Annotated in this window: 19 protein-coding genes and 10 pseudogenes; 11 read left to right on the top strand and 18 right to left on the bottom strand. The window is 48.4% G+C overall.

Features of this window, described 5'->3' with window-relative positions; translation table 11 throughout:
- Positions 1-244 precede the first annotated feature (244 nt).
- From ABOC21_RS29750 to ABOC21_RS29735, 4 genes and pseudogenes are all read right to left on the bottom strand, one after another.
- Positions 245-445: pseudogene (locus tag ABOC21_RS29750) on the bottom strand (transposase); the annotation flags it as partial.
- A gap of 34 nt (positions 446-479) precedes the next feature.
- Positions 480-1,734 (bottom strand): annotated as a pseudogene (locus ABOC21_RS29745) (IS256 family transposase).
- 98 nt (positions 1,735-1,832) lie between these two features.
- Positions 1,833-2,066 (bottom strand): annotated as a pseudogene (gene tnpA, locus ABOC21_RS29740) (IS200/IS605 family transposase); the annotation flags it as partial.
- Positions 2,067-2,113: 47 nt separating this feature from the next.
- A complete protein-coding gene (locus ABOC21_RS29735) occupies positions 2,114-2,674 on the bottom strand; it encodes a hypothetical protein (protein ID WP_426815673.1) in 561 nt (186 codons plus the stop codon).
- 640 nt (positions 2,675-3,314) lie between these two features.
- Between ABOC21_RS29735 and ABOC21_RS29730 the strand changes: the two genes are divergently transcribed.
- The 4 genes from ABOC21_RS29730 to ABOC21_RS29715 all read left to right on the top strand — a co-directional run bounded on the left by ABOC21_RS29730 (position 3,315) and on the right by ABOC21_RS29715 (position 6,437).
- Positions 3,315-3,455, top strand: coding sequence for a hypothetical protein (locus tag ABOC21_RS29730; RefSeq protein ID WP_426815672.1), 141 nt, complete (start codon positions 3,315-3,317; stop codon positions 3,453-3,455).
- 56 nt (positions 3,456-3,511) lie between these two features.
- The gene (locus tag ABOC21_RS29725; RefSeq protein WP_426815671.1) at positions 3,512-3,982 is read left to right on the top strand and encodes a glycine-rich domain-containing protein; all 471 of its coding nucleotides are present in this window, start codon (positions 3,512-3,514) and stop codon (positions 3,980-3,982) included.
- Positions 3,957-5,261: a hypothetical protein gene (locus tag ABOC21_RS29720; protein ID WP_426815670.1), complete on the top strand. Its 1,305-nt coding sequence runs from the start codon at positions 3,957-3,959 to the stop codon at positions 5,259-5,261. Before ABOC21_RS29725 ends, ABOC21_RS29720 begins: the two co-directional genes overlap by 26 nt.
- Before the next feature lie 276 nt (positions 5,262-5,537).
- Positions 5,538-6,437: a cupin-like domain-containing protein gene (locus tag ABOC21_RS29715; protein ID WP_426815869.1), complete on the top strand. Its 900-nt coding sequence runs from the start codon at positions 5,538-5,540 to the stop codon at positions 6,435-6,437.
- Between the two features lie 135 nt (positions 6,438-6,572).
- Here the strand turns inward: ABOC21_RS29715 and ABOC21_RS29710 are convergent.
- Positions 6,573-6,653: pseudogene (locus tag ABOC21_RS29710) on the bottom strand (IS1 family transposase); the annotation flags it as partial.
- 90 nt (positions 6,654-6,743) lie between these two features.
- Here ABOC21_RS29710 and ABOC21_RS29705 point away from each other — a divergent pair.
- Positions 6,744-7,588 (top strand): IS5 family transposase gene (locus tag ABOC21_RS29705; protein ID WP_426812222.1). Its coding sequence is split into 2 segments (ribosomal slippage): positions 6,744-7,089 and positions 7,089-7,588, totalling 846 coding nucleotides; the frame shifts between segments, so codons are not numbered across the junction.
- A gap of 10 nt (positions 7,589-7,598) precedes the next feature.
- On the opposite strand, the pseudogene ABOC21_RS29700 reads toward ABOC21_RS29705, so the two are convergent.
- A pseudogene (locus ABOC21_RS29700) lies at positions 7,599-7,760 on the bottom strand (IS30 family transposase); the annotation flags it as partial.
- 103 nt (positions 7,761-7,863) lie between these two features.
- Here ABOC21_RS29700 and ABOC21_RS29695 point away from each other — a divergent pair.
- Positions 7,864-8,708 (top strand): IS5 family transposase gene (locus tag ABOC21_RS29695; protein WP_426812222.1). Its coding sequence is split into 2 segments (ribosomal slippage): positions 7,864-8,209 and positions 8,209-8,708, totalling 846 coding nucleotides; the frame shifts between segments, so codons are not numbered across the junction.
- Between the two features lie 61 nt (positions 8,709-8,769).
- Here ABOC21_RS29695 and ABOC21_RS29690 read toward each other — a convergent pair.
- The 8 genes and pseudogenes from ABOC21_RS29690 to ABOC21_RS29655 all read right to left on the bottom strand — a co-directional run.
- Positions 8,770-9,585, bottom strand: a complete 816-nt coding sequence (locus tag ABOC21_RS29690; RefSeq protein WP_426815669.1) for an aminoglycoside phosphotransferase family protein — start codon at positions 9,583-9,585, stop codon at positions 8,770-8,772.
- 229 nt (positions 9,586-9,814) lie between these two features.
- The gene (locus ABOC21_RS29685) at positions 9,815-10,714 is read right to left on the bottom strand and encodes a hypothetical protein (RefSeq protein ID WP_426815668.1); all 900 of its coding nucleotides are present in this window, start codon (positions 10,712-10,714) and stop codon (positions 9,815-9,817) included.
- Between the two features lie 406 nt (positions 10,715-11,120).
- Complete coding sequence (locus ABOC21_RS29680; RefSeq protein ID WP_426815667.1) at positions 11,121-11,423, bottom strand: hypothetical protein; 303 nt, start codon at positions 11,421-11,423, stop codon at positions 11,121-11,123.
- Entirely contained in the window at positions 11,420-12,046 is a 627-nt protein-coding gene (locus ABOC21_RS29675; protein WP_000587691.1) for a ParA family plasmid-partitioning AAA ATPase, read from the bottom strand. Before ABOC21_RS29675 ends, ABOC21_RS29680 begins: the two co-directional genes overlap by 4 nt.
- Positions 12,047-12,233: 187 nt before the next feature.
- A pseudogene (locus ABOC21_RS29670) lies at positions 12,234-12,557 on the bottom strand (DUF4113 domain-containing protein); the annotation flags it as partial.
- Positions 12,558-12,573: 16 nt separating this feature from the next.
- A pseudogene (locus ABOC21_RS29665) lies at positions 12,574-13,143 on the bottom strand (transposase); the annotation flags it as partial.
- Complete coding sequence (locus ABOC21_RS29660) at positions 13,128-13,220, bottom strand: hypothetical protein (RefSeq protein ID WP_426815868.1); 93 nt, start codon at positions 13,218-13,220, stop codon at positions 13,128-13,130. The pseudogene ABOC21_RS29665 and the gene ABOC21_RS29660, both read right to left, overlap by 16 nt.
- Positions 13,221-13,331: 111 nt before the next feature.
- Positions 13,332-13,914: pseudogene (locus tag ABOC21_RS29655) on the bottom strand (DNA polymerase V subunit UmuC); the annotation flags it as partial.
- A 17-nt stretch (positions 13,915-13,931) separates the two neighbouring features.
- Between ABOC21_RS29655 and ABOC21_RS29650 the strand changes: the two are divergent.
- From ABOC21_RS29650 to ABOC21_RS29640, 3 genes and pseudogenes are all read left to right on the top strand, one after another.
- Positions 13,932-14,306: a TraX family protein gene (locus tag ABOC21_RS29650; RefSeq protein ID WP_426815867.1), complete on the top strand. Its 375-nt coding sequence runs from the start codon at positions 13,932-13,934 to the stop codon at positions 14,304-14,306.
- 172 nt (positions 14,307-14,478) lie between these two features.
- A pseudogene (locus ABOC21_RS29645) lies at positions 14,479-15,076 on the top strand (fertility inhibition protein FinO).
- 294 nt (positions 15,077-15,370) lie between these two features.
- Entirely contained in the window at positions 15,371-15,910 is a 540-nt protein-coding gene (locus ABOC21_RS29640) for an AAA family ATPase (RefSeq protein ID WP_426815666.1), read from the top strand.
- Here the strand turns inward: ABOC21_RS29640 and ABOC21_RS29635 are convergent.
- Positions 15,896-16,468 (bottom strand): recombinase family protein, encoded by a 573-nt coding sequence (locus ABOC21_RS29635; protein ID WP_426815665.1) that lies wholly within the window; start codon positions 16,466-16,468, stop codon positions 15,896-15,898. The genes ABOC21_RS29640 and ABOC21_RS29635 overlap by 15 nt on opposite strands.
- Before the next feature lie 159 nt (positions 16,469-16,627).
- Between ABOC21_RS29635 and ABOC21_RS29630 the strand changes: the two are divergent.
- Positions 16,628-19,666: pseudogene (locus ABOC21_RS29630) on the top strand (Tn3 family transposase).
- Here ABOC21_RS29630 and ABOC21_RS29625 read toward each other — a convergent pair.
- The 3 genes from ABOC21_RS29625 to ABOC21_RS29615 form a co-directional block, all read right to left on the bottom strand.
- Positions 19,649-20,596 carry an IS30 family transposase gene (locus ABOC21_RS29625; protein WP_426815664.1) on the bottom strand — a complete coding sequence of 316 codons (948 nt, stop codon included), beginning with the start codon at positions 20,594-20,596 and terminating at the stop codon, positions 19,649-19,651. The pseudogene ABOC21_RS29630 and the gene ABOC21_RS29625 overlap by 18 nt on opposite strands.
- A gap of 380 nt (positions 20,597-20,976) precedes the next feature.
- The gene (locus ABOC21_RS29620; protein ID WP_426815663.1) at positions 20,977-21,516 is read right to left on the bottom strand and encodes a dihydrofolate reductase family protein; all 540 of its coding nucleotides are present in this window, start codon (positions 21,514-21,516) and stop codon (positions 20,977-20,979) included.
- 262 nt (positions 21,517-21,778) lie between these two features.
- The gene (locus ABOC21_RS29615; protein WP_426815662.1) at positions 21,779-22,267 is read right to left on the bottom strand and encodes a transglycosylase SLT domain-containing protein; all 489 of its coding nucleotides are present in this window, start codon (positions 22,265-22,267) and stop codon (positions 21,779-21,781) included.
- 424 nt (positions 22,268-22,691) lie between these two features.
- On the opposite strand from ABOC21_RS29615, the gene ABOC21_RS29610 reads away from it, so the two are divergent.
- Positions 22,692-22,874: a hypothetical protein gene (locus ABOC21_RS29610; RefSeq protein WP_426815661.1), complete on the top strand. Its 183-nt coding sequence runs from the start codon at positions 22,692-22,694 to the stop codon at positions 22,872-22,874.
- The last annotated feature ends 3 nt before the right edge of the window (positions 22,875-22,877 follow it).

Here is a 22,877-nt window from a genome sequence, read left to right as displayed (position 1 = left end):
TCAGACTATAATAAGTCGATCGGCTAAGGAAGGTGCGATTTAATCATTGATTGTTCTGTTCATGACTAAAATGATTGCCGTTCATCCATCGTTTTCACTGATTATCGTGGTTTTTTGCTCACTTATGATACGATAACAGGGCGAAAAATGGTTCCCATCGAGTAAGTATCCTCCGGCAGAGCCGGAGGCTTTAGGGTGAGCGCCTCAAAGGCGCCGACAAACCATGAGCCGCCCAGGGCGGCTGCTATACGTTCAGTTTCATTTGATCGTATCGTTCGTCTTCTCTCTCCTGGTTGCGTATGTACGCCCTGACCGTGGCTTCATCCAAACCAACGGTTGAAACGAAATAACCTCGAGCCCAGAAAACTTCACCGGTGAAGTTTTTACCTCTGCCGAAGTGTCGTGCTATCGCTATCGCACTTTTTCCCTTCAGATAGCCGACTACTGTGAGTTATTGTCAAATCTGGTGTACGAAGACATCAGGCGACGCTCCGATCTGATGCTTCATCTTCCACCTGTTCGCCGTCTTTAAACGGCACGTTGTTGACCACCAAAGTCAACAGCTCGAATCCCTTAAGTCGATTCCAGTTTTTCTGCGCTGACTGGAGCAACTTGAATACCATCGCCAACGTCGTCGCTCTCGAGCCACAGTTCTTAGCTCGTTTGCTGCGTAACCGAACTGTCGCAAATGCCGATTCGATGGGGTTAGTCGTCCTTATTGACGCCCAGTGTGCCGCCGGGAAATCGTAGAAGGCGAGCAGACTCTTCTCGATCCTTCGTCAGCTTCTTCATCGCTGCCGGATATTTGTCGCCATACTTCACCAGCATCGCATCCAGCGCCGTGTCTGCTGACACACGGTTCTCTGCCAGCCAAATATCCCTCAATTCACTTTTTATCTTCGGCTGCACCGACTTCGGCAACGAGGTCAGTATGTTAGCGGTTTTATGTACCAGACAGCGTTGGTGCCGGGTGTCAGGAAACACTTTCGACAGTGCATTCCAGAAGCCCATTGCGCCATCACCGGTTGCCAGCTTCGGTGATATCGTCAGGCCACGTGTGCGCAGCCCGCTCAGGAGCTCGTACCAACTCGCCTCCGACTCCCTGTAACCATCTTCAACAGCAATCAGCTCCTTACGACCGTGTTCCGTGACCCCGATGACAACCAGCAGGCACAGCCGATCGTCCTGCCGTACGTTGCTGTAAATACCATCAGCCCAAAGATAGGCATACCGCGTATCGCTCAGGTCGCGTTGTGCCCAGATATGGTGCTCATCCAGCCACTGAGCCTTAAGACGACTGATGGTGCTGGCCGAGAGGCCGGAAGCCCCTTCGCCGAGCAGAGCCGACAGGGCTTCGTGGAAATCGCCGGTAGAAATCCCACGAAGGTACAGCCAGGGTAGCAACTCGTCTACGGATTTAGCCCGCTTCAGGTAGGGCGGTAACAAGGCACTGTTGAAGCGTATGCCGTTGCCACTGCGATCCCTGACCTTCGGGACTTTGACGCTGACATCGCCGATACTGGTCTGAATGCGTCGCTCAGGTAGAAAACCGTTACGCACCACCGCCTGGCGGCCATCATCGAGTCGGCGCCCGGCAAACCGGGCGAGCATAACTGCCAGTTCTGCTTCAACGGCACTGGCGATCAACTGCTGTGCGCCGGTTCGAAGTAAATCATGGAGTGGGTCGGTGGCCTCAAGTAGCTCAGGCAACACCTGTAGGGTAGACTTGGTCATGGCGTATCATCTCTCTGTTGTTGAAATCCGGGAAGAAATCAATCAGCAGGATACGCCACCCTCTTCGGATCCCCATACACCACAAATGAACATAACTCGACTACTGTCGATACCGAGTACTTTGGCGGTATGCTGATGCACATGTGGACATGATCGCGCATCAGATGCCCCTCCAGAATCTGACAGCCCTTCTGGCTCGCAAGCTCGTGGAATATTTTTCCCAACTCATGCCGCAGCGCACCATATAACCGCTGCTTCCGGCGTTTAGGGATATAAACCACGTGATATTTACAGTCCCATTTCGTATGGCTTAAGCTCTGATAGTCTCTCATCACGAATCCTCATCTCTTGGCGGAGATTTCAGATTCGCGCGACTGACTTAAAGGTCAAACCTTTCGGAGTCCCCCGGCAAAGCCGGGGGTTTACCGGATTTAATTAGAGATTCAAGATTCGTTTTTTTCAAAATGGCAGAAATTGAGTTCCGGTAATTATTCTCAACATCTTTAGGCCCTCTACCGGCTATAAGGATGAGTGTAAACACTTTCAGCATTAGCATTTCTACAGGCGATAACGGTGCATTTTCGTATTGGTAAGATGCATACCCTATTTCTTCAATGCCGTATTCCCAAGTCGTCCCATTTTTATTAAAGGCATTAATGTGACTTCTACAACAGCTATAAAAGCAATCTAAATACTCAGTTCGCAATTCTTCATAAGTCATGCGTTCTTCATCCATCATTTCAATCTCCTGGGGATCAGCATTACGTCGTTGTTGTCGAGAACCTCTACTTTTATTCCAGGGTATTTTTTCTGAAATTGATCCACGACACCCAAGCAGTCTGTCACATGCAGCACGTTCAGTGAAAATGGTGACTCTCCCCTTAGCTGTCAGGAAGGCCTTGAAGGCCGCGTCATGCGGCACCGGGGTGGATTTTTTCATGCGCCATTTCAGTCAGTTCAGAAAAAACCAGCTTACCACACTGCCCGGCCTGATTCAGCGACAGTGCTTCGCGTTCTGCCTGCGAAATTCACACCTCGCCCGCGGACTTTATCCCACTGGAGGCATTACCTGTCCACCCACATAACCGGACGTTGCACTTATTATCTGAATTCGCGCACTGTATAACCAAAAATGGTAGTTCTGTATGAAAGTGTAATCACCACCTTACGTAAAATTTCATAGCAAGTTGGGTGCGCAATCAAAAATAAATATGCGTGACAAACCTGATGATGACTACCAAATATTGTGGGTGAATCAGTTAGGTATAATTAAAAAACACTGAAATAAGCCTGTTAATAATACCGTACGGAAAGTATCACCCTGAAAATCTATTAATTAGATATTTATGAAAGAAAACAAAAAAAAATACTCTCTTACAAAGTGTAATAATCTTAATATCATCACCATGGAAGATAATAACACTACGTACACCAAGTCAAGTTTTTGTGCCAAATGAACAATATTTATAATTTTTTATTGTGATGCGCATCGCACTTTTTGTTACATGGAATTAAAATTTATGTAAACATGTAGTTAATTTTCATGGCGCAGATGCGCATAACCTAAAAAGGAAATGGAAATGAAAAAACTTTCTGAAATGCTGAAAGCAGCCGCTTCTTCTAAGAAGCCGGTACAAAAGGTTAAGGGTAAGGATCTCTATTCCGGAGCCGCTGGCCCAGGTAACTCTAATGCCCACTGCCAGGGGGGTGGTGGCTGGTAAGAAATGTCGGGGGAGTGATCCACTCCCCCATCGTTCCCCCTCAAAAAGGAAGAAGTATGATGATGGACGATATTGCAAAAACTTTACCACATAGTATGGAAATTGCACTTACCGGGCGAGAACCTACTCTTGAAGAAGCTGTAGAGTACATTGATAAACTTGACTTTACCGAGTTAAAAAATAAGTTATCAAAGTCAGATGAATTAATTTTCAGAGTCTGGTCTGAAAAAGAATTACAGATGACGGAGCAATATTATAAAAACTTTCTGTATCTGAATAAAAAATACAATGATGTTGTTAAAGTCATTGTCCCAAGCCTCGCCATAGATGAATTCTGGCACCATCATATTTTAGACACAAGGTCGTACATCAGAGACTGCAACAATATTTTTGGATACTATTTTCACCACTACCCATATTTTGGCATGAGAGGTGAGACAGATTATCATAACTTAAGAACTGCATTTGATGTTACACAACAAATATACGAGGTAGAGTTTGGTGAGAAAATCATTGATATTTGGTGAGCCAGATTACTTTAATAATATCAGGTCCAAGATCATACCATTCATTACCAGCAGGGTGGTTCCCTTTGCTGGTTTTACCCTGATCACCGTCATGATCGCCCGCCTCAACTATCCGGAACTGGGAACTTTTACTTATCTTACTGCGATGTTTTCTCTTCCTGTAGTCTTGATGTCTATGCCATTAGCAATGGTCGGGAATTTCTCGGCAGAATCAAAAAAAACAGGCGAAAGCGGGGGCGAGATATTTTTGAGCGGTCTGCCGTTGGCTGTTATCTTGTCGGTTTCAGGTGGGCTCATTGCAACGATTATGCTGTTTTACTTCGTCAGTTTGGTCGATAAATATGTAGATTTGGCTGGGAGAATATATTGTTTTTGCGTTCCTTTCTTAATAATTAACACATATTTATTTTATTACATAGAAAGCTATATCAGCAACAAGATAATGGCTAAAGTAAAGATTGCCAGTACTTTCATCAGTGCGGTTGCTATCGTATCTCTTTCGGTATTTGTCGATAAAGTTGTTACTTGGCATGTTTTTTCCGTATTTTTGCTAATCGAGATTATTCTTTTTTTCTTATATGCATGGGTAATAGCCTCACATTCTGATGGTAATTTAAGGCAGGGGATTGGTTTAAAAGTCACAGAGGCCTCAAAAAAAATAATCGTTATCGGATTACCTGTAGCTCTGGGCCTGACCGGACAAAAAGCGGTATACTTTCTTATCACTCAGCGCATAAACGATATAAACAGCAGCCTTGTTGCAGATTTGTCTGTAATGATGAGTATATCGGGAATTCTGTCATTGCCATTTGCTGCTTTTGCACAAATACATAGCCTGTTTGTTAGCGGAAGTGATTTTAAGTTTCATTACCAGATTTTCAAAAAAGGGATCGTTTGTGGTTGTATTGCTATCTTCAGCATACTGATCATTGGTGCAGGTGGATATTATTTTTTACTGAAATTATATAACGCTGAACCTGCTTTATATAACTTAAATTACTTTATCAGCATTTCAGCTTTGTTTGTTACGTCTTCACTTATGCTTTTGTCCATGAGTCATCTGAGAGCGTTACATGATACACTTTACCCACAGTCAATTGCTGTCTTAATTCTGTTGGTGGGGTTTATCCCCGTGATCTGGTTACATTCTTTTAAAGGCGATGCATTGTATAAAATCATATATATACAGGCTGCATTTACAATGATAATTTTTGTAGTGCTGAGTTTCAGGATTAAAACACAATTTAAATTCAGTAATGGAACTGAGGTTACACAATGAAGACCATTGATATGCAATTTAAGGAGCTCACAAAAGAGCTCCTTATGCTTCATACAAATAAAATGCGCAACCCATGCGTGTTTATTAATATGTCTGTAAATCAAGGAATTGAATGTTGCAGTGTGGATGAGATTTTGTCTCTTCAACAAACACAATTTTTGTCCAGTAATCATAACGGGTCGTACTGGGCTGATAAGCCGCTCTACGCTGAAGTTCAGGGGAGAAAGAAAACACTGGACCTGGAGCGAATGTTTTTAAAGGAAAGCGGTGACTACTATGTTACCTATTTTGTTCAGAGTTCACTGCATCCAGGCTGGATGGAAAACCATCCGTACTTGTGGTAATAATGATTTCGATGATTATCTGGCAAGCAGAACCATCTTTAAAGATTATATGAAAGAAAGCGTCTTTCATAACCACTGGATTTCAAACGGTAACACACTGAGTTCACTTCATGCAGATCCGGTAGATACTTTCTTTCTCCAGGTTCAGGGAAGGAAAAGATTCAGATTAATTGAGGAGTCTTTATTTTTGTGCAAATATGTTGATTTAAAACAACCTCATAAACTTAAAATTAATTTTGATAAACTAAAAACTCTTGGGATTAAAAATGAAGAGTTCACTGTCTCCCCCGGTATGGCCGTGTTCATGCCTTCATGGTGTTTTCATGAAATAGAAAGTCAGGAATCCGGGCTTAATATTTCGTTAACTTCACATTATCCCAGGTCACGTTCCGCTTTCCGTTTTTCTCCTCTGCAGGCTATCAATAAAGCAAGGCGTTTCTGGTATCCAAAACTTGTCCATAAAAAAAGGATACAATTTCAGATTGAAAATATTTCAGAGAATGCCGTTCCATTTTTTCCCTGGTTCTCTTCATTCGTATCGAATAATACTTTCTTAAATGACACCACCTACCAGCCTAAATATTATATATTGAACAGAAAAACAAGAAAGATCATACCAGTTTTAAACATGGAATTGGTTTCTGTACTGAAACAGATTAATGGCTTTGTTACTGTGCAGGATATTTCGAACATAACAGGCTTTGGTCAGGATACCGTAATCGATTCTCTGACCAGACTGATCGAAGATGAGTTCATTCAGATACTTTTTGATTCGGAAGATAAGTATAATTACTTTTATCAAAGTATAGAGCCGAAAACATTATCTTTCTGATATAGGATAGGGGCGGTGCGATTAATTCGTTAATAACCATTTTTTCGCCTTATTATTGTATCATAAATGAACAAAAAATCACGCAAAACAGTGAAAGCGATGGATGAACGGTAATCATTGGGTCGTGACGCAGATTTAGTGGTAGTGGTTGATTGTCAGATACCAGCCGATGATCTTGTCGTGCATCTCTTCAGACTTTGAGAAGCATATGGTTTTGGGCGGATTCAAGTTCGAAGTGCAACGCTAGGCTGTGTCCCGTAATCACCTGAGCTATAGTAACTGTCTGTTTCCACAACATATTAAACTATGGCTCGCTACGACATTCCCGATGAAGCATGGACTATCATCCAACCCTTTCTGCCAGCAGCGTCTGCCTCTCCACAGGCCGGGCGTCCGTGGGCGGAGCATCGTATGATCATCAACGGCATGTTCTGGGTGCTGTGTTCAGGTGCACCATGGCGTGATTTACCTGAACGGTACGGCCCATGGAAGACCGTTTATAACCGCTTTAACCGATGGTCAAAATCGGGTGTGATTAACATTATTTTCAACAAGTTACTTTCAGCTCTGGATGCACATGGCCTCGTGGACTGGTCGGCCACTGCACTGGATGGCAGCAATATCCGGGCGCTGAAATGTGCTGCCGGTGCGCAAAAAAACAACCCGATATCACCGGAGATAATGGGCTGGGTCGCTCTCGCGGTGGTTTTGGCACCAAAATTCATCTGGCGACAGACGGAAGTGGTCTGCCGTTAAACATCGTACTGAGTCCCGGTCAGGCTCACGAAAGCCAGTTTGCACAACGTCTTCTGGACGGTATCGGTGTTCAGCGCCAGAACGGAAGTATCAAGCGCCGTGGTCATGCAGTACTGGCTGATAAAGCCTACTCCGGACATGCGTTACGTAACGAACTGAAAAGAAGAGGGATAAAAGTTGTCATCCCGCGTAAATCCAATGAAAAAATGGCCACAGATGGTCGTTCACCACTCGATCGTGAAGCCTACCGCAATCGCAATGTTGTTGAGAGGTGCTTTGGTCGCCTGAAAGAATACCGCCGCATTGCCACACGTTACGACAAAACGGCGAGGAATTATCTGGCGATGGTGAAACTGGGTTGCATCCGATTGTTTTACAAGAGGTTATGTAATTAAGGGACACAGCCTAAGCCGCCTTTCTTAACTCTGCAAAGACCACTGAAGGCTGCCGGAATTCGAGGCATTTTCGTGGCCTGCTGTTCAGTGCTCCCTGGTACTTGCGGAGCTCGTCATCCGTCACTGCTGTCAGGTCAGTTCCTTTGGGGATAAACTGCCTCAACAGCCCATTGGGGGTCAGTTTGGATATCGAAAATTATTGTACGTTAAGGCTAGGCTGTGTCCCGTAATCACCTGAGCTATAGTAACTGTCTGTTTCCACAACATATTAAACTATGGCTCGCTACGACATTCCCGATGAAGCATGGACTATCATCCAACCCTTTCTGCCAGCAGCGTCTGCCTCTCCACAGGCCGGGCGTCCGTGGGCGGAGCATCGTATGATCATCAACGGCATGTTCTGGGTGCTGTGTTCAGGTGCACCATGGCGTGATTTACCTGAACGGTACGGCCCATGGAAGACCGTTTATAACCGCTTTAACCGATGGTCAAAATCGGGTGTGATTAACATTATTTTCAACAAGTTACTTTCAGCTCTGGATGCACATGGCCTCGTGGACTGGTCGGCCACTGCACTGGATGGCAGCAATATCCGGGCGCTGAAATGTGCTGCCGGTGCGCAAAAAAACAACCCGATATCACCGGAGATAATGGGCTGGGTCGCTCTCGCGGTGGTTTTGGCACCAAAATTCATCTGGCGACAGACGGAAGTGGTCTGCCGTTAAACATCGTACTGAGTCCCGGTCAGGCTCACGAAAGCCAGTTTGCACAACGTCTTCTGGACGGTATCGGTGTTCAGCGCCAGAACGGAAGTATCAAGCGCCGTGGTCATGCAGTACTGGCTGATAAAGCCTACTCCGGACATGCGTTACGTAACGAACTGAAAAGAAGAGGGATAAAAGTTGTCATCCCGCGTAAATCCAATGAAAAAATGGCCACAGATGGTCGTTCACCACTCGATCGTGAAGCCTACCGCAATCGCAATGTTGTTGAGAGGTGCTTTGGTCGCCTGAAAGAATACCGCCGCATTGCCACACGTTACGACAAAACGGCGAGGAATTATCTGGCGATGGTGAAACTGGGTTGCATCCGATTGTTTTACAAGAGGTTATGTAATTAAGGGACACAGCCTAGTTTTTAATCGAAAAAGTTAACCTTAACTTCCCATACAGTTGTTTAGTTCAGATATTGCCAGCCTCTGCTATTCTCGTTGTAACAGAAATCGTGCCGTTACTTTCCAGCGTCCATGCTGCGGATAATCCACACCATGCACAGATCCACATCAGAAGCCTCTCTCTTTCCAGACCGGCTGTTTCGGCCACGATATTAAGTCGTTGTTTAAATATTTCCGGAACAACGGCTATTCCAGAAGCTGGATTACCAAGGTCCGGATTGGTGAAAATATTGGCATAATCGAACCCTCGCTCACCTTTTAATCCTTTCGGGTCAATTGCCAGCCAACCGGATGACCTAAAATCAAGGACGTTAGCGTGATGCAAATCGCCATGTAGCGTGGTCACATCACGCGGCGAAGATAGCAGATCTTCAGATATTTCTGCGCACTGCTTCAGAATCCCCCCATATATCCGGGCGGCTGGTTTAAGGGCGTGGAACCAGTCATGAAGAGAAGTAAGTTGTGGTATTGGCTGTTTCTGACCTACGTGCAACTGGTTTGCTGTAAGGCACAGAATACGGCAAGCCTCTGTGTCCTGGCCTTCTCTGGACATCGTGGACAGAGATGCGGGCCCCGTGGCACGCTCCAGAAGAATCGCCTCATTTTCATGGGAAATTACCGGGGCAGCTCCACTTCCTCCCCACCATGCCATAAGTGCATTACCTCTTTGTTCTTCCAGGTCATCGGTAATTTTCAGCATTGCTTTTACGCCATCGGTTGATGTTTTAACCGGGAGGAGTTGTGATGTATGCGTTACGAATGGTGAGCCGTCTGGGATGAGTTTCCAGCGACTCAGCCAGGGCGCGAACTTGTATTTATTCATAAACCTTTATCTCCCTGTCGGTAGGGGCAGTGACCGGGTAGCTGCGATAACTGCCAACTTTTATCCATTCCACCTTCACGCATAAACGAACGTTTATGCACCGTGTGAATTTAGGAAAAGCTGACATTTACCGCAGCAGCCCGGTCACTTTCCCAAAATTCAAGTGGCCGGTCTAACGTCTGCTCAGTGCCAGTAGCGGATGTTGGCTGAAGTGAGATTAGCCTTATTGTTAGTCGTTGACGCCGCAGACGGGTAGAAATTGATAGCTTAGAATACAAGTACGCCCCGCTCTTTCTGCAGATTTTATCGACGGAATGTTTTCCGGAATGATTGTTCCCATATACAAAGATAGATCCGGACAGGAATGAGATAACAACCTGAAAAGTATGTGTTGCGCCCGGGCGGATAAGGACCGCCCACGAAAAGCAGGAAGAATGACTTTTTCAGTAATACGATAGCCTCTCAGAAAAGCAATTTCACCTTTCTGGCATATTAGCAACCCGCCACGAATACCCTGTTCATAAACAATATATACCTCTCTCTCAGAAATATGGTCGCGCAACTCTTCGTCGCCTGCAGCTGTCAAATTGCTTGTTGTCAGGCCAGGAACTGTAAGCCATGTATGCTTATAGGCTTCGCTCAGGGTCTGACGACACCAGTCAAAATCTTCGTATATTGCCGGTTGCACAGTGAGAGATTTATCATGAAATTCAATATCATCAGACAAATAGGAGGCATAGATATACTGGTCGGCAATGCCCTGCTGGAAGTGTTGGCCCGGCACAAGAATGCGGATGTACTGAGGTCTGAGCTGCGACCATTCATTACTTATGAATTTTAATGCGGCATGATTTACGTCAGAATCCATACCTACAATATCAATGAAAGGTTTATTAATATCTCCCCCTTGGTAACGAGGGCCAGTAAGAAATTGTTTTCCATCAACGCTGAGTTTTCGTTGTAAAAAGTATTCCTGACATAATCCTGTCTCTCTCCAGGGAAAATGCGCAGAGAAGCCTTTATCTGTACACCTTGCTTCCTGCTCTGAGAGCCATAGTTCAAGCCATGTACGAAGGGTTACTTCAGGTACAGGTAACTTCGCATATTGATGCAGCATGTAGGATAGCATAATAAATATTTCGTTCTTCGAAGTAATAAGATATTTGTTATAAACCACTCAGTATAGTTCTGCTCTCATTTTCTTTCCAAACAATGTCTCAGTGTACTTCAGGCGTTGGCTTCTCGCTCACAGCGGACCTTCACTCAGTCCTGTGGTCCGCACTGTGCCATCAGCGGAAGTTGCTAAATACAAATTGTATTCATCAACAAGAGTTGTTCAGCGAACTGAAAGATGCACTGCAGAGATTTTGGGTCCTCTTTGATAAACACACCATAATGATAGGTCCGCTTTTCGCTCATTGCGGACTGTCAGATTTGATTACATTCTATCTGCGGAAACTGTCAGATTGAGTCTGAGCTAATAGACAATAAGATAACAAGATAACAAGATAACAAGATAACAAGATAACAAGATGTTATCTTTGTTTTGCTTCTGCGATCAATCGTGATATCTCTGTTTTTGATAGTGTTTTTAGTGCTTCTACCGCCGCCCTGATAACATCGGAACGATTCACTCTGCCTTTACCTGAAACCATCTCTGCCGTTATAAGGTCATCAATGTCTTTTAAGTTTTCTTCAAAAAAGGAAATACTCACTGGTTTTGCTTTGCTTACAACCGATGATTTATCTGATGACTTTTTGGCATTATCAAGACCAGCCGTGCCACCGTTAATAAATGCTGCCTCGTCACGAGGTGGAGTGTTTGCTCTATTTCTCACAGAATAACCTCTTTAACTAACGCTTCGATTTCTTGCTGTGCTTTATCATTTTGCGTTTCGAAAATTGTCATTGACTCGGCCCAGGCATCTCTATGTGCTTTACGATCACATACTCGGGAATTCGCCAGATGCATTTCAGGGTAATCTTTAAGTACTTCAGCTGCCTGATTGGCTTCATTAACAAACATGTTTGTGGGAGTCATATTTAAAACGAGATATCCCCGAACATCTTCATTAAAATCTTTTGCTGCTGTAAAAACGGAGCATGTATGAGGCACAACATCTAGGTCCATCTGAGAAGGACGCAAAGGAGAAATAAATACATCTGCGGCCATCAATCCACTACGCATTTCAGCACTATCACGGCCAGCACAGTCTGCAATGACAAAATCATAGGATTTTTCGTGTTCCTTTAACATTGCTTTAATGTTGCCTGTTGCGCCTGTAACCGGAATATGGGGGAGATCTTCAGGGCGGTTGTTGTACCAGGTTAATACTGATTTCTGGTCATCTGCGTCGACAATAATCACGCGATTACCTAATGACATCAGATATGCGGCTATTGATACCGCAAGTGTACTTTTACCAACACCACCTTTTTGACTACCTAATACAATTATCATTATAGCCTCATATTAAGTTATTAAGATAACAACTTAATACTGCCACCCAAACGCGGATTACGCAATTTTTTTATTATGTTAATAGATTAGTAAGTTGTTAACTATATGATTTACAAATAAATTAAGATAACAAGATAACAAGATAACAAGATAACAAGATAACAAGAGTGTCAGGTGAGTTAGAGATTCATAACCGAGCTACTGGCAAATCTGTCCATCTGGTGGTGTACGCAGGGGAAAGCATTTCCCGCTTCATCTGCCACCCCGTGTTCATACCCTGCCCCGCAAACCACACTTTCCCCAGCCCGGACTGGTTGATGCCGTCCAGCACCTTCATCAGCCGGGCGCTGTCCGGTCGCGGGCGGTCCTCACTGAACAGGTTCAGCTGGCTGACGCCGTCCGGGGTGAAGTCACCCAGCATGATGCCGGCCTTCATGTAGCGGTGTCCCTCCTGCCAGATACGGTCCAGTGAACGCATGGCCACGGCAATGACGGTGCGTGTCAAGGTAGTTGTCGCCTCAGTTGATTCATGCGGCCCGCGTTTCCCGCTCCGGATTTAGCCACACTTCTTCCTGCCGGCTCCAGTTTCGCGTTGCCCCTGACCAGCGGTGCGGATGCTGCTTTTTCGCGGCCTCGTACACCGATTTTCGCTGTGACAGAAGTTGACGGTCTTCGCCTCTGTGCCGCTGACCCGGCGTCACATAGCGGATACCGCTGTGCCGGTGCTCTTCGTTGTACCAGCCGACGAAGCCTTCCACCCAGGCACGGGCCTCTTCCAGCGACGCGAAGCCCTTCTCAGGCCACGCCGGGACGTATTTCAGCGTCCTGAACAGCGACTCCACGTGGGCGTTGTCGTTGCTTACCCGTGGCCGGCTGTGCGACGCGGTTATCTTCAGTTCCGCAAGCTTCACCTGCAGCACCTGTGACTTCATGGGGGCCCCGTTATCCGCATGCAGCACCAGTGGCTCCTGCCAGCAACGCTCGCTCAGCACTGTCCGCTTTACCAGCTCTGCCGCATATTCCCCGCTTTCTACCGGATGCACTTCATAGCCCACGATTTTGCGGCTGAACACGTCTTCTGTCAGATACAGGTAGTACGCCAGGCATAAAGCGTATTGGCCGGGATCCCCTCAGAACGGGCTAACTGAACGACCGGTTGATTATGTGGCGGCATCATTCTGGCGATCAGAGCGGCTTTACGCTCAGGTGAATAAGTGTTCATTATTGTCCTCTCCGGCCCCCGGAAATTTTTCTGTCAGAGGCGACAACTACCCTGACATGGGGGGATGATGTCCCGGGTGTCCTGCGTGGGCAGCGTCAGCTTTTCGCCGGTGCTGTTACCGTAGAAAGTCTCATTCACCGCGTGAGGGGAGGTGCGGATGAACACGCTTACATGGCGGCAGAACTGCCGTTCGCCCCGAAGTTTCTCCGCTGCCCGGGCGGCATACTGGCACATGGCCTGCTGCATGGAGGCTCTTCGTGGTGATGCGTTCGCCAAAGCTGCGGGAGCAGACTATCTGCTGTTTTGACGGCGGCAGCGCTTCCAGCGGAATACAGGACTCGCCGTTGAGTTCCCGCACGGTCCGCTCCAGCACCACGGTGAAGTTTTTGCGGATAAACGCCGGATGGGTGCGCGCCAGCTGCAGGGCGGTCTCAATCCCCATCATGTTCAGCTTTTTGCCGATTTTCCGGCCCACACCCCAGATTTCCTCCACCGGCTGCCGGGCGAGCAGGGCTTCCGTGCGTGTCGGGTTGCCCGGTGTCAGCGCCAGCACGCCCCGGAACTGCGGCCATTCCTTTGATGCCCACTGCGCGGATTTGGCGAGCGTTTTGGTCGGTCCCATGCCGACGCCCACGGTGAGGCCGGTGATGCGCAGGACCCGCGATACGCTGGTTCAGCCTGCGCACGCGCAACGACATGCTGCTGGCGGTGGCACTGGTGGTGGCATGGCTGCCCCTGTCAGCAGCCAGCTACGGCATTGCCGGGGTGTTTATGCTGATAAACAGCTGGCGGGTGTGCCGGGCGGAGAACATCACGGAGCGGGTGGGCTACGCCGTTCTGTGGGCGGTGATGGTGCTGCTGATGAATCCCGGGGATGCGCTGCAGTCCGTGGGCGGACTGGCCATCGCGGTGCTGGCGCTGGCGGTGTGTACGGACACCGGAAAGACGCTCAAGCGTTTCTGGCCGCGTCACTTCTTTGCGGCGTTCTATGCCGTACATCTGGTGCTGCTGGGGGGGGGGCTGGCGACGCTGGGATAAAAAAAGCCCGGTCAGAGACCGGGGCGACAACAAACCGTCTGGAAGCAGTGACTTTTAAAATTGTTGTGGAGTGCGGCTCCATCATCATCGGGGAGGTCAGAAAAATGAAATAATGAAGCCGCTCGCGTATTATATGCTCACCGGAACTGAACAAAAAATGACCTGAATCTATATGAGTGAAGAAAAACGCCCTGTTCTGAGCCTGAAACGCAAACCGGCAGCGGAGACCCCCGCAGTATCGCCGGAGTCTGACGTCGCGCGCGTGGTGCACCGCAAAAAGGTCATCACGGTGACCACGCCGCCGGCATGGAAGGTGAAAAAAGCGCAGCTGGCGAAGGCTAAGGCCGCTGCCCTGCCGGTCACACCGGCACCGGTCGCCGCAGAGACGGTGAAAGCGCCGCCCCCGGTGCGCTACCTGACACTGTTACCCGCAGAGCAGGCCATCACCACCCTGAAAGCGTTCTGGCCGCAGTCTGTTTGAGGGCGACAGGCCGCATCTGCTGGCGACGGGAACGCGGGAGGCGCTGTTTGCGGATATCGAACATCAGGCTCTGCCGCTGTCGCACAAGCTGGTCCTTATCTGCCTGAAGAGTCTCACCCGCGCGGATGTGTATCTGTCGCGGATGCGGACCGGGGCGGTGCGGGTGGATATCCACGGCAAGGTGGTCGCCACGGTCACGGCGGAGGAAGAAGCCTATGCACGGGGGCGGATGGCGAAGCAGGCGCAGCAGCAGGCCCGCCGGGCAGGCGACAGGCCAGCAGAACTCTGACCGGGGATGGCACAAAGGTGTCAGTGATTTTTACCCGTAATTTTCAGTAGTGCGGCGGCACAAATAATGGCAGCCAGAATGCCGGTCAGCAGTGCCATGACCGGCCCGCCGTAAGAGCAGAAGAGCGCATCGCTACAGGCAAGGGTGCGGGGTTTGAAGGTCAATCGTGTAAAAAACCACGTTAAGAGAATAACTTTCTGATATTAATAATTAAAATTATCAATATCTTTATCAGCCTATGATAAAATCATCTGCTCTCTACATGATATATCGACGGTAAACAGGATCATCTTTATGTCTTCTGAAAACAAAAGAATTGTTATTACTGGCGGTCCGGGTTCAGGGAAGAGTAAGTTGCTGGACTCTCTGCGCGCAAAAGGTTTCCCGACTGCAACTGAAGCCGGTCGCGCAATAATCCGGGATCAGGTAGTAATTGGCGGAAATTCTCTGCCATGGGAAGACCGGGAAGCTTTTGCAGAGTTGATGCTGAACTGGGAGCTACGTTCCTGGCATGCGGCAGAAGAAAGCAAAGTTCCATTTTTCTTTGACAGAGGGCTTCCTGACGTTGCCGGTTATCTGGCTCTATGCAATTTACCTGTGCCAGTACACATGGAAAGAGCGATTGAATTGTTTCGTTATGCACGAACAGTATTTATCGCTCCGCCCTGGGAAGAAATTTTTGTACAGGATACGGAACGTAAGCAGTCATATCCGGAAGCGGTTCAGACGTTTAATGCAATGGTTGAGTCCTACAGCAGGCACGGGTACAAACTCATCAGATTACCATTCTGCGGGGTAGAAGAACGCGCAGAATTTATTTTATCCAGTCTGTAGTTCTGAGTCTCTGACGCTCTTTTTGAGCCTGAAATATGTCGGTCTCGATATACCTGTCTTCTCCGATACGGTCTTAAATGGAAGTCCCTGCCGAATCAGAGTCAGAGCCAAAGCTGTTGCCGGATGAGGCTTCCTACCGAACCGCACGCCAGAGGCCATAGCAGCTACCCGCCCGTCATTCGTTCGTTCAAGGATACGTTCCCTCTCTGCTTCCGCGACTGCGGCCAGGATCTGGATCACCATTTTTCCCATAGAGCCTTCCGTGCTCAGACCATTCTCCAGAAAACGAATAGCGATTCCCTTCTTAAAGCAGGCGTCAACAATATGGATCATATCGGCTGTATTGCGCCCGAGGCGGTCCATTTTGGTACAGATAATTATGTCATCTTTTTCAGCCCGGCCAAGCAGTCGCTGTAACCCTTCCCGTTTGTCTGTAGCCCCGGTCATCATGTCGGAAAAAATTCGATCCTCCCTCACACCGGAATTTTTCAGCTCAGTCACCTGAAGCGTCAGCTTCTGGTGACTGGTTGATACCCTGGCATAGCCCAGTAACGCCATTTCAGTCTCACAAATCGTTTTTGATACGCGAGGGTATCATAATATATAAATAGCGATTTATGATACCTGTTTCCTCTGTAGTTTTGACGGGTATCAAATATCATAATATCTGATACCGACAGAATTCTGAGGAACAATCGATTGTGAAGGGATGCACTTATGAGCGCTGATTTTCTGACCGACAACCAGGTTCAGAATTATGGCCGTTATGCCGCCGAGCCAAATGAAGTCCAGCTGGCGAGGTACTTTCATCTTGATGAGCGCGATCTGGATTTTGTTAATCAACGCCGGGGCAGACATAACCGGCTTGGAATTGCCGTTCAGCTTACCACAGCCCGTTTTCTGGGGACGTTCCTCAGCGATCTCATGCAGATCCCTGCCGGGGTACGGTTCTATGTGGCAGCACAATTAGGCATTTCCCGCCCGGAAATCCTCTCCCGTTACGCACAAAGAGAGAACACGCTCTGGGAACATCATGCATTGATCAGGCAGTACTCCGGATATCATGATTTTGGCGATTTCCCCTGGTCATTCAGGCTGAAGCGTCTTCTGTATGTTCGCGCCTGGCTCAGCAATGAGCGGCCCGGTCTGATGTTTGATTTTGCCACGGCATGGTTGCTTCAGCATAAAGTGCTGCTGCCCGCCGCGTCCACGCTGACCAGGCTCATTGGCGAGATCCGCGAACGGGCAAATCGTCGCCTCTGGCGAAAACTGGCATCGCTGCCTGACGACTGGCAGATCGCACAACTGGCGGGCTTACTTGAGATCCCTGAAGGGCTGCGGGTGTCGGTTATGGAGCAACTGCGCAAAGGCCCGGTCACGGTCAGTGGTCCGTCTTTTACGGAAGCGCTGGAGCGTTATACCCGACTGAGAAATCTGGAATTTTCCCGACTGAATTTTAGCGGGCTGCCCGCTGCACAACTGCGTAATCTGGCCCGCTAAGCGGGAATGACATCAACCCGGTATATCGCCAGAATGCCTGAGGTTCGACGGCTGGCGGTTCTGACCGCGTTTGTTAAAGCGCAGGAAATCTCTGCGCTGGACGAAGCCGTCGATGTACTTGATATGCTGATTCTGGACATTACCCGTGAGGCAAAGAAAACGGGGCAGAAAAAGCGCCTCAGAACACTGAAGGACCTTGACCGGGCAGCGCTGCTGCTGGCGCGGGCCTGTGCACTTTTGCTTGACGAAAATACGGATGAAGCGGTGTTGCGCAAGACCATATTCAAAATCGTGCCGCCGGCAAAGATGACGGAGTCTGTTGATAAAGTTAATGAGCTGGCCCGCCCGTATAATACTAATTTTCAGGATGAAATGGTGGAGCAGTATGGACGCGTAAAACGTTTCCTTCCGACCCTTCTGCAGGACCTGCATTTTCATGCAGCGCCAGACGGTGAGCATACTCTGGCCGCAATTCATTACCTGGCAGAACTGAACGGTTCGAAAAAACGCATACTGGACGATGCCCCCGGGCACATTATCACCGGCCCCTGGAAACGTCTGGTGTACGATGCGGAGGGCCGGATTCAACGCGCCGGTTACTCGCTGTGCCTGCTGGAGCGTCTTCAGGATGCACTGCGGCGTCGTGATATCTGGCTGGAAAACAGCGATCGCTGGGGCGATCCGCGTCAAAAGCTGCTTCAGGGTAAAGAATGGATGGCTCAGCGTGTCGCAGTCTGTCGGGCGCTGGGTCACCCCACCGACGGCAAAAAAGCCGTGGAGCAGCTGGCAAATCAGTTGGATGAAACCTGGAAAGCCGTGTCCGGGCGCTTTCACAGCAACGATGCCGTGAGTATTTGCCATGAAGGCAAATACCCTTCCCTGACCATCAGCAGCCTGGAAAAACTCGATGAACCGCCATCTCTGACCCAACTGAGCAGTCAGGTCAGGCAGCTTCTCCCCCCCGTGGATTTAACAGAACTGTTGCTCGAAATTGACGCCAGAACCGGCTTCACCCGTGAGTTTATACACGTCAGTGAATCAGAGGCCAGAGCAAAAGATCTCCACGTCAGTCTGTGCGCCGTTCTGCTTGCAGAGGCCTGTAATATCGGGCATGAACCCCTGATAAAACACAATATACCGGCGCTGACCCGCCACCGGCTCAGTTGGGTGAAACAGAATTACCTGAGGGCCGAAACGCTGATCAGTGCCAATGCCAGGCTGGTTGATTTTCAGTCAACACTGGAGCTTGCCGGTCGGTGGGGCGGCGGCGAAGTGGCCTCTGCCGATGGCATGCGGTTTGTCACGCCGGTGAAAACGCTCAACGCCGGGCCTAACAGAAAATATTTTGGGTCAGGACGGGGCATCACCTGGTACAACTTTATTTCCGATCAGTATTCCGGATTCCACGGTATTGTCATTCCAGGCACGCTACGTGACTCCATTTTCGTACTGGAGGGGCTTCTGGAGCAACAGACCGGCCTGAATCCGGTAGAGATCATGACGGATACTGCCGGTGCCAGCGACATTATATTTGGCCTGTTCTGGCTGCTGGGATATCAGTTTTCGCCCCGGCTGGCAGATGCTGGTGAGGCCGTATTCTGGCGCATAGATAAAAACGCCCATTATGGCGCACTGGATGAGCTGGCGAGAGGATGTGTGGAGCTACCCAGGATTGAAAGCCACTGGGATGAAATGATGCGGGCTTCCGGGTCCCTGAAACTGGGCACAATCCACGCATCGGAGCTTGTCCGCTCTCTTCTCCGGAGTACCCGCCCGTCAGGGCTGGCACAGGCGATCATGGAGGTGGGACGGGTTAATAAGACGCTGTATCTGCTTAATTATATCGATGATGAGGATTACCGTCGCCGTATACTGACGCAACTGAACCGGGGAGAGGGGCGTCATGCTGTTGCCAGAGCCATCTGTTATGGTCAACGCGGAGAGATCAGAAAACGCTATCGTGAAGGTCAGGAAGATCAACTGGGTGCGCTGGGTCTGGTCACTAACGCTGTAGTGCTGTGGAACTCACTCTATATGCAGGAGGCGCTTACACATCTCAGGACAGCCACGGGAGTGACGCCTGATGATGAGCATATTGCCCGGCTGTCGCCACTGATGCACGGGCATATCAATATGCTGGGGCATTACACATTCACGCTACCGGATGACATTTTAAAAGGGGATCTTCGCCCATTAAACCTGAATATAAACAGGCGGATTCAAGTTCGAAGTGCAACGCTAAGCCGCCTTTCTTAACTCTGCAAAGACCACTGAAGGCTGCCGGAATTTGAGGCATTTTCGTGGCCTGCTGTTCAGTGCTCCCTGGTACTTGCGGAGCTCATCATCCGTCACTGCTGTCAGGTCAGTTCCTTTGGGGATAAACTGCCTCAACAGCCCATTGGTATTCTCATTTAGCCCACGTTCCCACGAAGCATAGGGGTGAGCGAAGCAGGTTTCCGTTTCCAGGGCCGCTGCGATCTCTTTGTGCTGAGTAAACTCCCCGCCATTGTCGAACGTGATGGTATGGCAGACATCTTTGTAGCCGCTCAGCATCGAGATAATGGCTGTGGCCACTTCGGCTGAATCTTTCGAAAACACCTTTTTCGTCAGATAAATACGGCTTTTACGCTCGACCAGCGTCACGATGGCTCCGGTGCCTTGTTTACCCGGAACCAGATCCGCTTCCCAGTCACCCAGTCGGGTACGAGCATCAACAACGGCCGGTCTATGCTCGATGGATACGGCGTCAGGTATCGGACTTCGCTTTTTACCATAGCCTTTGCGATAGCGGCGTTTACCCTGCCGGAGGAGCTTGTATAGTTCGCCGCCAATGGCTTTATCAGCCTGAACATGCTGGTAAATCCACTCGTGACTAACCGGTCTGCCGATGATACGGCCAACGGCGCTGATCTGTTCCGGACTCCACAGCCAGTTTAGCGCAGCCTCAACAAAGAAGACCGTATCCTCGTGCATCCTGCGTTTGCCGGCCCCTTTACGGCGGCTGGTACTGAGCTTCTGTGCTGCCGCTGGCTGGTAGCCATCTACAGAACGATTGCGAAGCAGTTCCCGCGAGACCGTTGATTTGCTGACGCCTGAGCGGCGGGCAATCTCTGCCTGACTCACTTTATCTTCACACAACAGGGCTATCTGGTATCGTAACCCTTCGGTTAGCTGCTGATATTTCATAGTGACTCGCTCATCTTTGGTCGGAAGAGCAGGATAGCTTATCGGCAGCTAACCGTCCCTCCATCCACATGACCGAGCGTTGCACTTATTATCTGAATTCGCGGAACACTTCATGAGTAAATATAGCACGTCATGAGTATATGAAAGGCTGAGAGCGAATATTTCCGGATAAAATGCAGAACACCGCTCAGTTAATCACTATTAATTTCGTGGGTATTATTTCTGAGTGGTGGATATCGGGAAACGAAACTGCCCCGTTGAAGTGGATAAATCCATGTGCTGAATATCACAGGGTAAGGCATAAGACAGGCGCAGAAATTTACCGGTCTTATGCCAGCAGTCCAGCCTGAATCGGCTGCTGCAATGGAGAAAGAGAAATATCACTCCCCGGTTATTTGCAGTACGATTTCTGTTGCACCGCTTTTTAATATTCTGTGACTGACGGGTTTCACATAAATCAGGCGGTCTGCCGGCAAAACAGGAATGCCCGAGCCGAGAAACACAGGAATGGTGGTTATCTGTAACTGACTTAATTCGCCGGCGTCAGCGAAAAACGCCGCTGTTTTCCCTCCGCCGACTACCCAGACTTTTTTATCAGCGGCGACGGATTTCGCCAGTGTGGCAATGTCTGTGGCACTGCCGCTGACCGTTGCAATATTCAGTTCCTGCGGTGTGGGTAAAAACTGACGTGTCAGAACAAAAACGGGTACGTTTTTATAGGGCCACTCTCCCTGAAAGTTTTCAATAATCCAGCAATAAGTCGTGCCGCCCATAATGACCGCGCCGACCGTCTGATAAAAATCGTCATAAGGTGTGGCGTCATCACCCAGAGTAAAATTATTCAGCCAGTCAAGTGCGTGCTGGTGAGTGGCGATAAAACCATCCAGCGACGCAGCAACATAATAAACCAGTCCGGACATTCACAACTCCCTGCATATCAGTTAAACGAATTTCCCAACAGTGCAACGTTGAGCCATATAACCATCACAAATAAAACCTGAAAGCCGTGTCTGTTGACTGTGTTTTTTAATACCGTTTGAGAATGAGCGGTCTGTAAATTCAGGTCTGAAAGTATCCCCACGCAGAAGAAGGAAAGTACCAGTTAAAAAAGGTTCAGACTGATATCTGGTAAAGGCGCTGTATTCAGTAGCCTGATAAATTATTCGCCTGGCAGAAACTCGCTTATTTTCTCATTGCAGTCTGTGGCTCTCCTGCGACCTGATTTTTACTGGCCTTGATGGCGGTATAGTAGCGATGAATTTTACTGGCATAGCTGTAACGGCGGGCTGCCTGTCGCGGTGTTTTTTTGAAACCGGCATTGTAGGCACCTACCGCATCCCATGACACCCCCCATTTATTAAACGCGCGAGCGAGAAAATAAGCCCCGGTGTAAATATTCAGGCAGGCATCGGTCAAAATATGCTGTGATTTAATTCCGTAGCGTGATAATTCGCCAAAATGTTGCGAGTCGATCTGCATCAGGCCGGAACCATATCCCGATACCGGATTGCGACCAATGGCATTCACCACAAACTTTGACTCCTGCCACGAAATAGCCCGAAGTAAATCCGGGTCGATTTTATAATCCCGTCCTGCCATATCAAAGCAGTCTTCAGCGTATGAAATAACGGGAAATATAAAAAGTGTGAACACTAACACAATTTTATTCATATACCACCCTTCAGGGTTCTTTGCCCAGAATATTTTAACCCGTCAAGAATGAGAACTCAACAAATATGCACTCCTCACATCGAAAATCACCACACCCCACGCAAAATTAAAATTTTGCAGATTGTTCGTGTAATTCATGAGGTTAGCTAACCTGAAATTGCACTATCTATCATTATGAAATATATATGCGATTCGCCAGCGATTCATTAATGAATCGTTGACGAATCGGTAATGAATCAAATCAGGCGTAATGCGGTCTGGAAGGCGAATTGACTCTAGATTCGATTCGTGGTGTGATTCGCATGATGAATCGTATTTTTGTGGATGTGAATCTAGATTCGAATCGCGAATTGAATCGCCGGTGAATCGTGTATTCTTCTCGGTTAGTAATAGAGTGAAATTTCGTTTTAAATAAGGATGCGAAATGGCAAAGGTTCAGGCATGTGTCAGTGATGAAGTCGCTGAAAAGATTTGCGCAGACAGTAAAAGTACGGCATTGGCTGCTTTAGGAGATGGCGTTCATCACATCACTACACACCACGCCTCAAGACTCTACCCCTTCAACTCAGCAACAGTTCCATTTATTCAACAAAGCCCATATCCCTAAAGA

The organism is Klebsiella sp. WOUb02 (assembly GCF_050058015.1).
Classification (GTDB): Bacteria; Pseudomonadota; Gammaproteobacteria; order Enterobacterales; family Enterobacteriaceae; genus Klebsiella.
The sequence above is the reverse complement of the archived record's forward strand: the minus strand, read 5'-3'. Positions and strand labels throughout refer to the sequence as shown.

Excerpts from the sequence above, each read along its gene's own strand:
- ABOC21_RS29735 (WP_426815673.1), bottom strand. The coding sequence starts at position 2,674 with ATGAAAAAATCCACCCCGGTGCCGCATGACGCGGCCTTCAAGGCCTTC.
- ABOC21_RS29730 (WP_426815672.1), top strand. The coding sequence starts at position 3,315 with ATGAAAAAACTTTCTGAAATGCTGAAAGCAGCCGCTTCTTCTAAGAAG.
- ABOC21_RS29725 (WP_426815671.1), top strand. The coding sequence starts at position 3,512 with ATGATGATGGACGATATTGCAAAAACTTTACCACATAGTATGGAAATT.
- ABOC21_RS29715 (WP_426815869.1), top strand. The coding sequence starts at position 5,538 with ATGTTACCTATTTTGTTCAGAGTTCACTGCATCCAGGCTGGATGGAAA.
- ABOC21_RS29690 (WP_426815669.1), bottom strand. The coding sequence starts at position 9,585 with ATGAATAAATACAAGTTCGCGCCCTGGCTGAGTCGCTGGAAACTCATC.
- ABOC21_RS29685 (WP_426815668.1), bottom strand. The coding sequence starts at position 10,714 with ATGCTATCCTACATGCTGCATCAATATGCGAAGTTACCTGTACCTGAA.
- ABOC21_RS29675 (WP_000587691.1), bottom strand. The coding sequence starts at position 12,046 with ATGATAATTGTATTAGGTAGTCAAAAAGGTGGTGTTGGTAAAAGTACA.
- ABOC21_RS29660 (WP_426815868.1), bottom strand. The coding sequence starts at position 13,220 with ATGCCGCCACATAATCAACCGGTCGTTCAGTTAGCCCGTTCTGAGGGG.
- ABOC21_RS29640 (WP_426815666.1), top strand. The coding sequence starts at position 15,371 with ATGTCTTCTGAAAACAAAAGAATTGTTATTACTGGCGGTCCGGGTTCA.
- ABOC21_RS29635 (WP_426815665.1), bottom strand. The coding sequence starts at position 16,468 with ATGGCGTTACTGGGCTATGCCAGGGTATCAACCAGTCACCAGAAGCTG.
- ABOC21_RS29625 (WP_426815664.1), bottom strand. The coding sequence starts at position 20,596 with ATGAAATATCAGCAGCTAACCGAAGGGTTACGATACCAGATAGCCCTG.
- ABOC21_RS29620 (WP_426815663.1), bottom strand. The coding sequence starts at position 21,516 with ATGTCCGGACTGGTTTATTATGTTGCTGCGTCGCTGGATGGTTTTATC.
- ABOC21_RS29615 (WP_426815662.1), bottom strand. The coding sequence starts at position 22,267 with ATGAATAAAATTGTGTTAGTGTTCACACTTTTTATATTTCCCGTTATT.
- ABOC21_RS29610 (WP_426815661.1), top strand. The coding sequence starts at position 22,692 with ATGGCAAAGGTTCAGGCATGTGTCAGTGATGAAGTCGCTGAAAAGATT.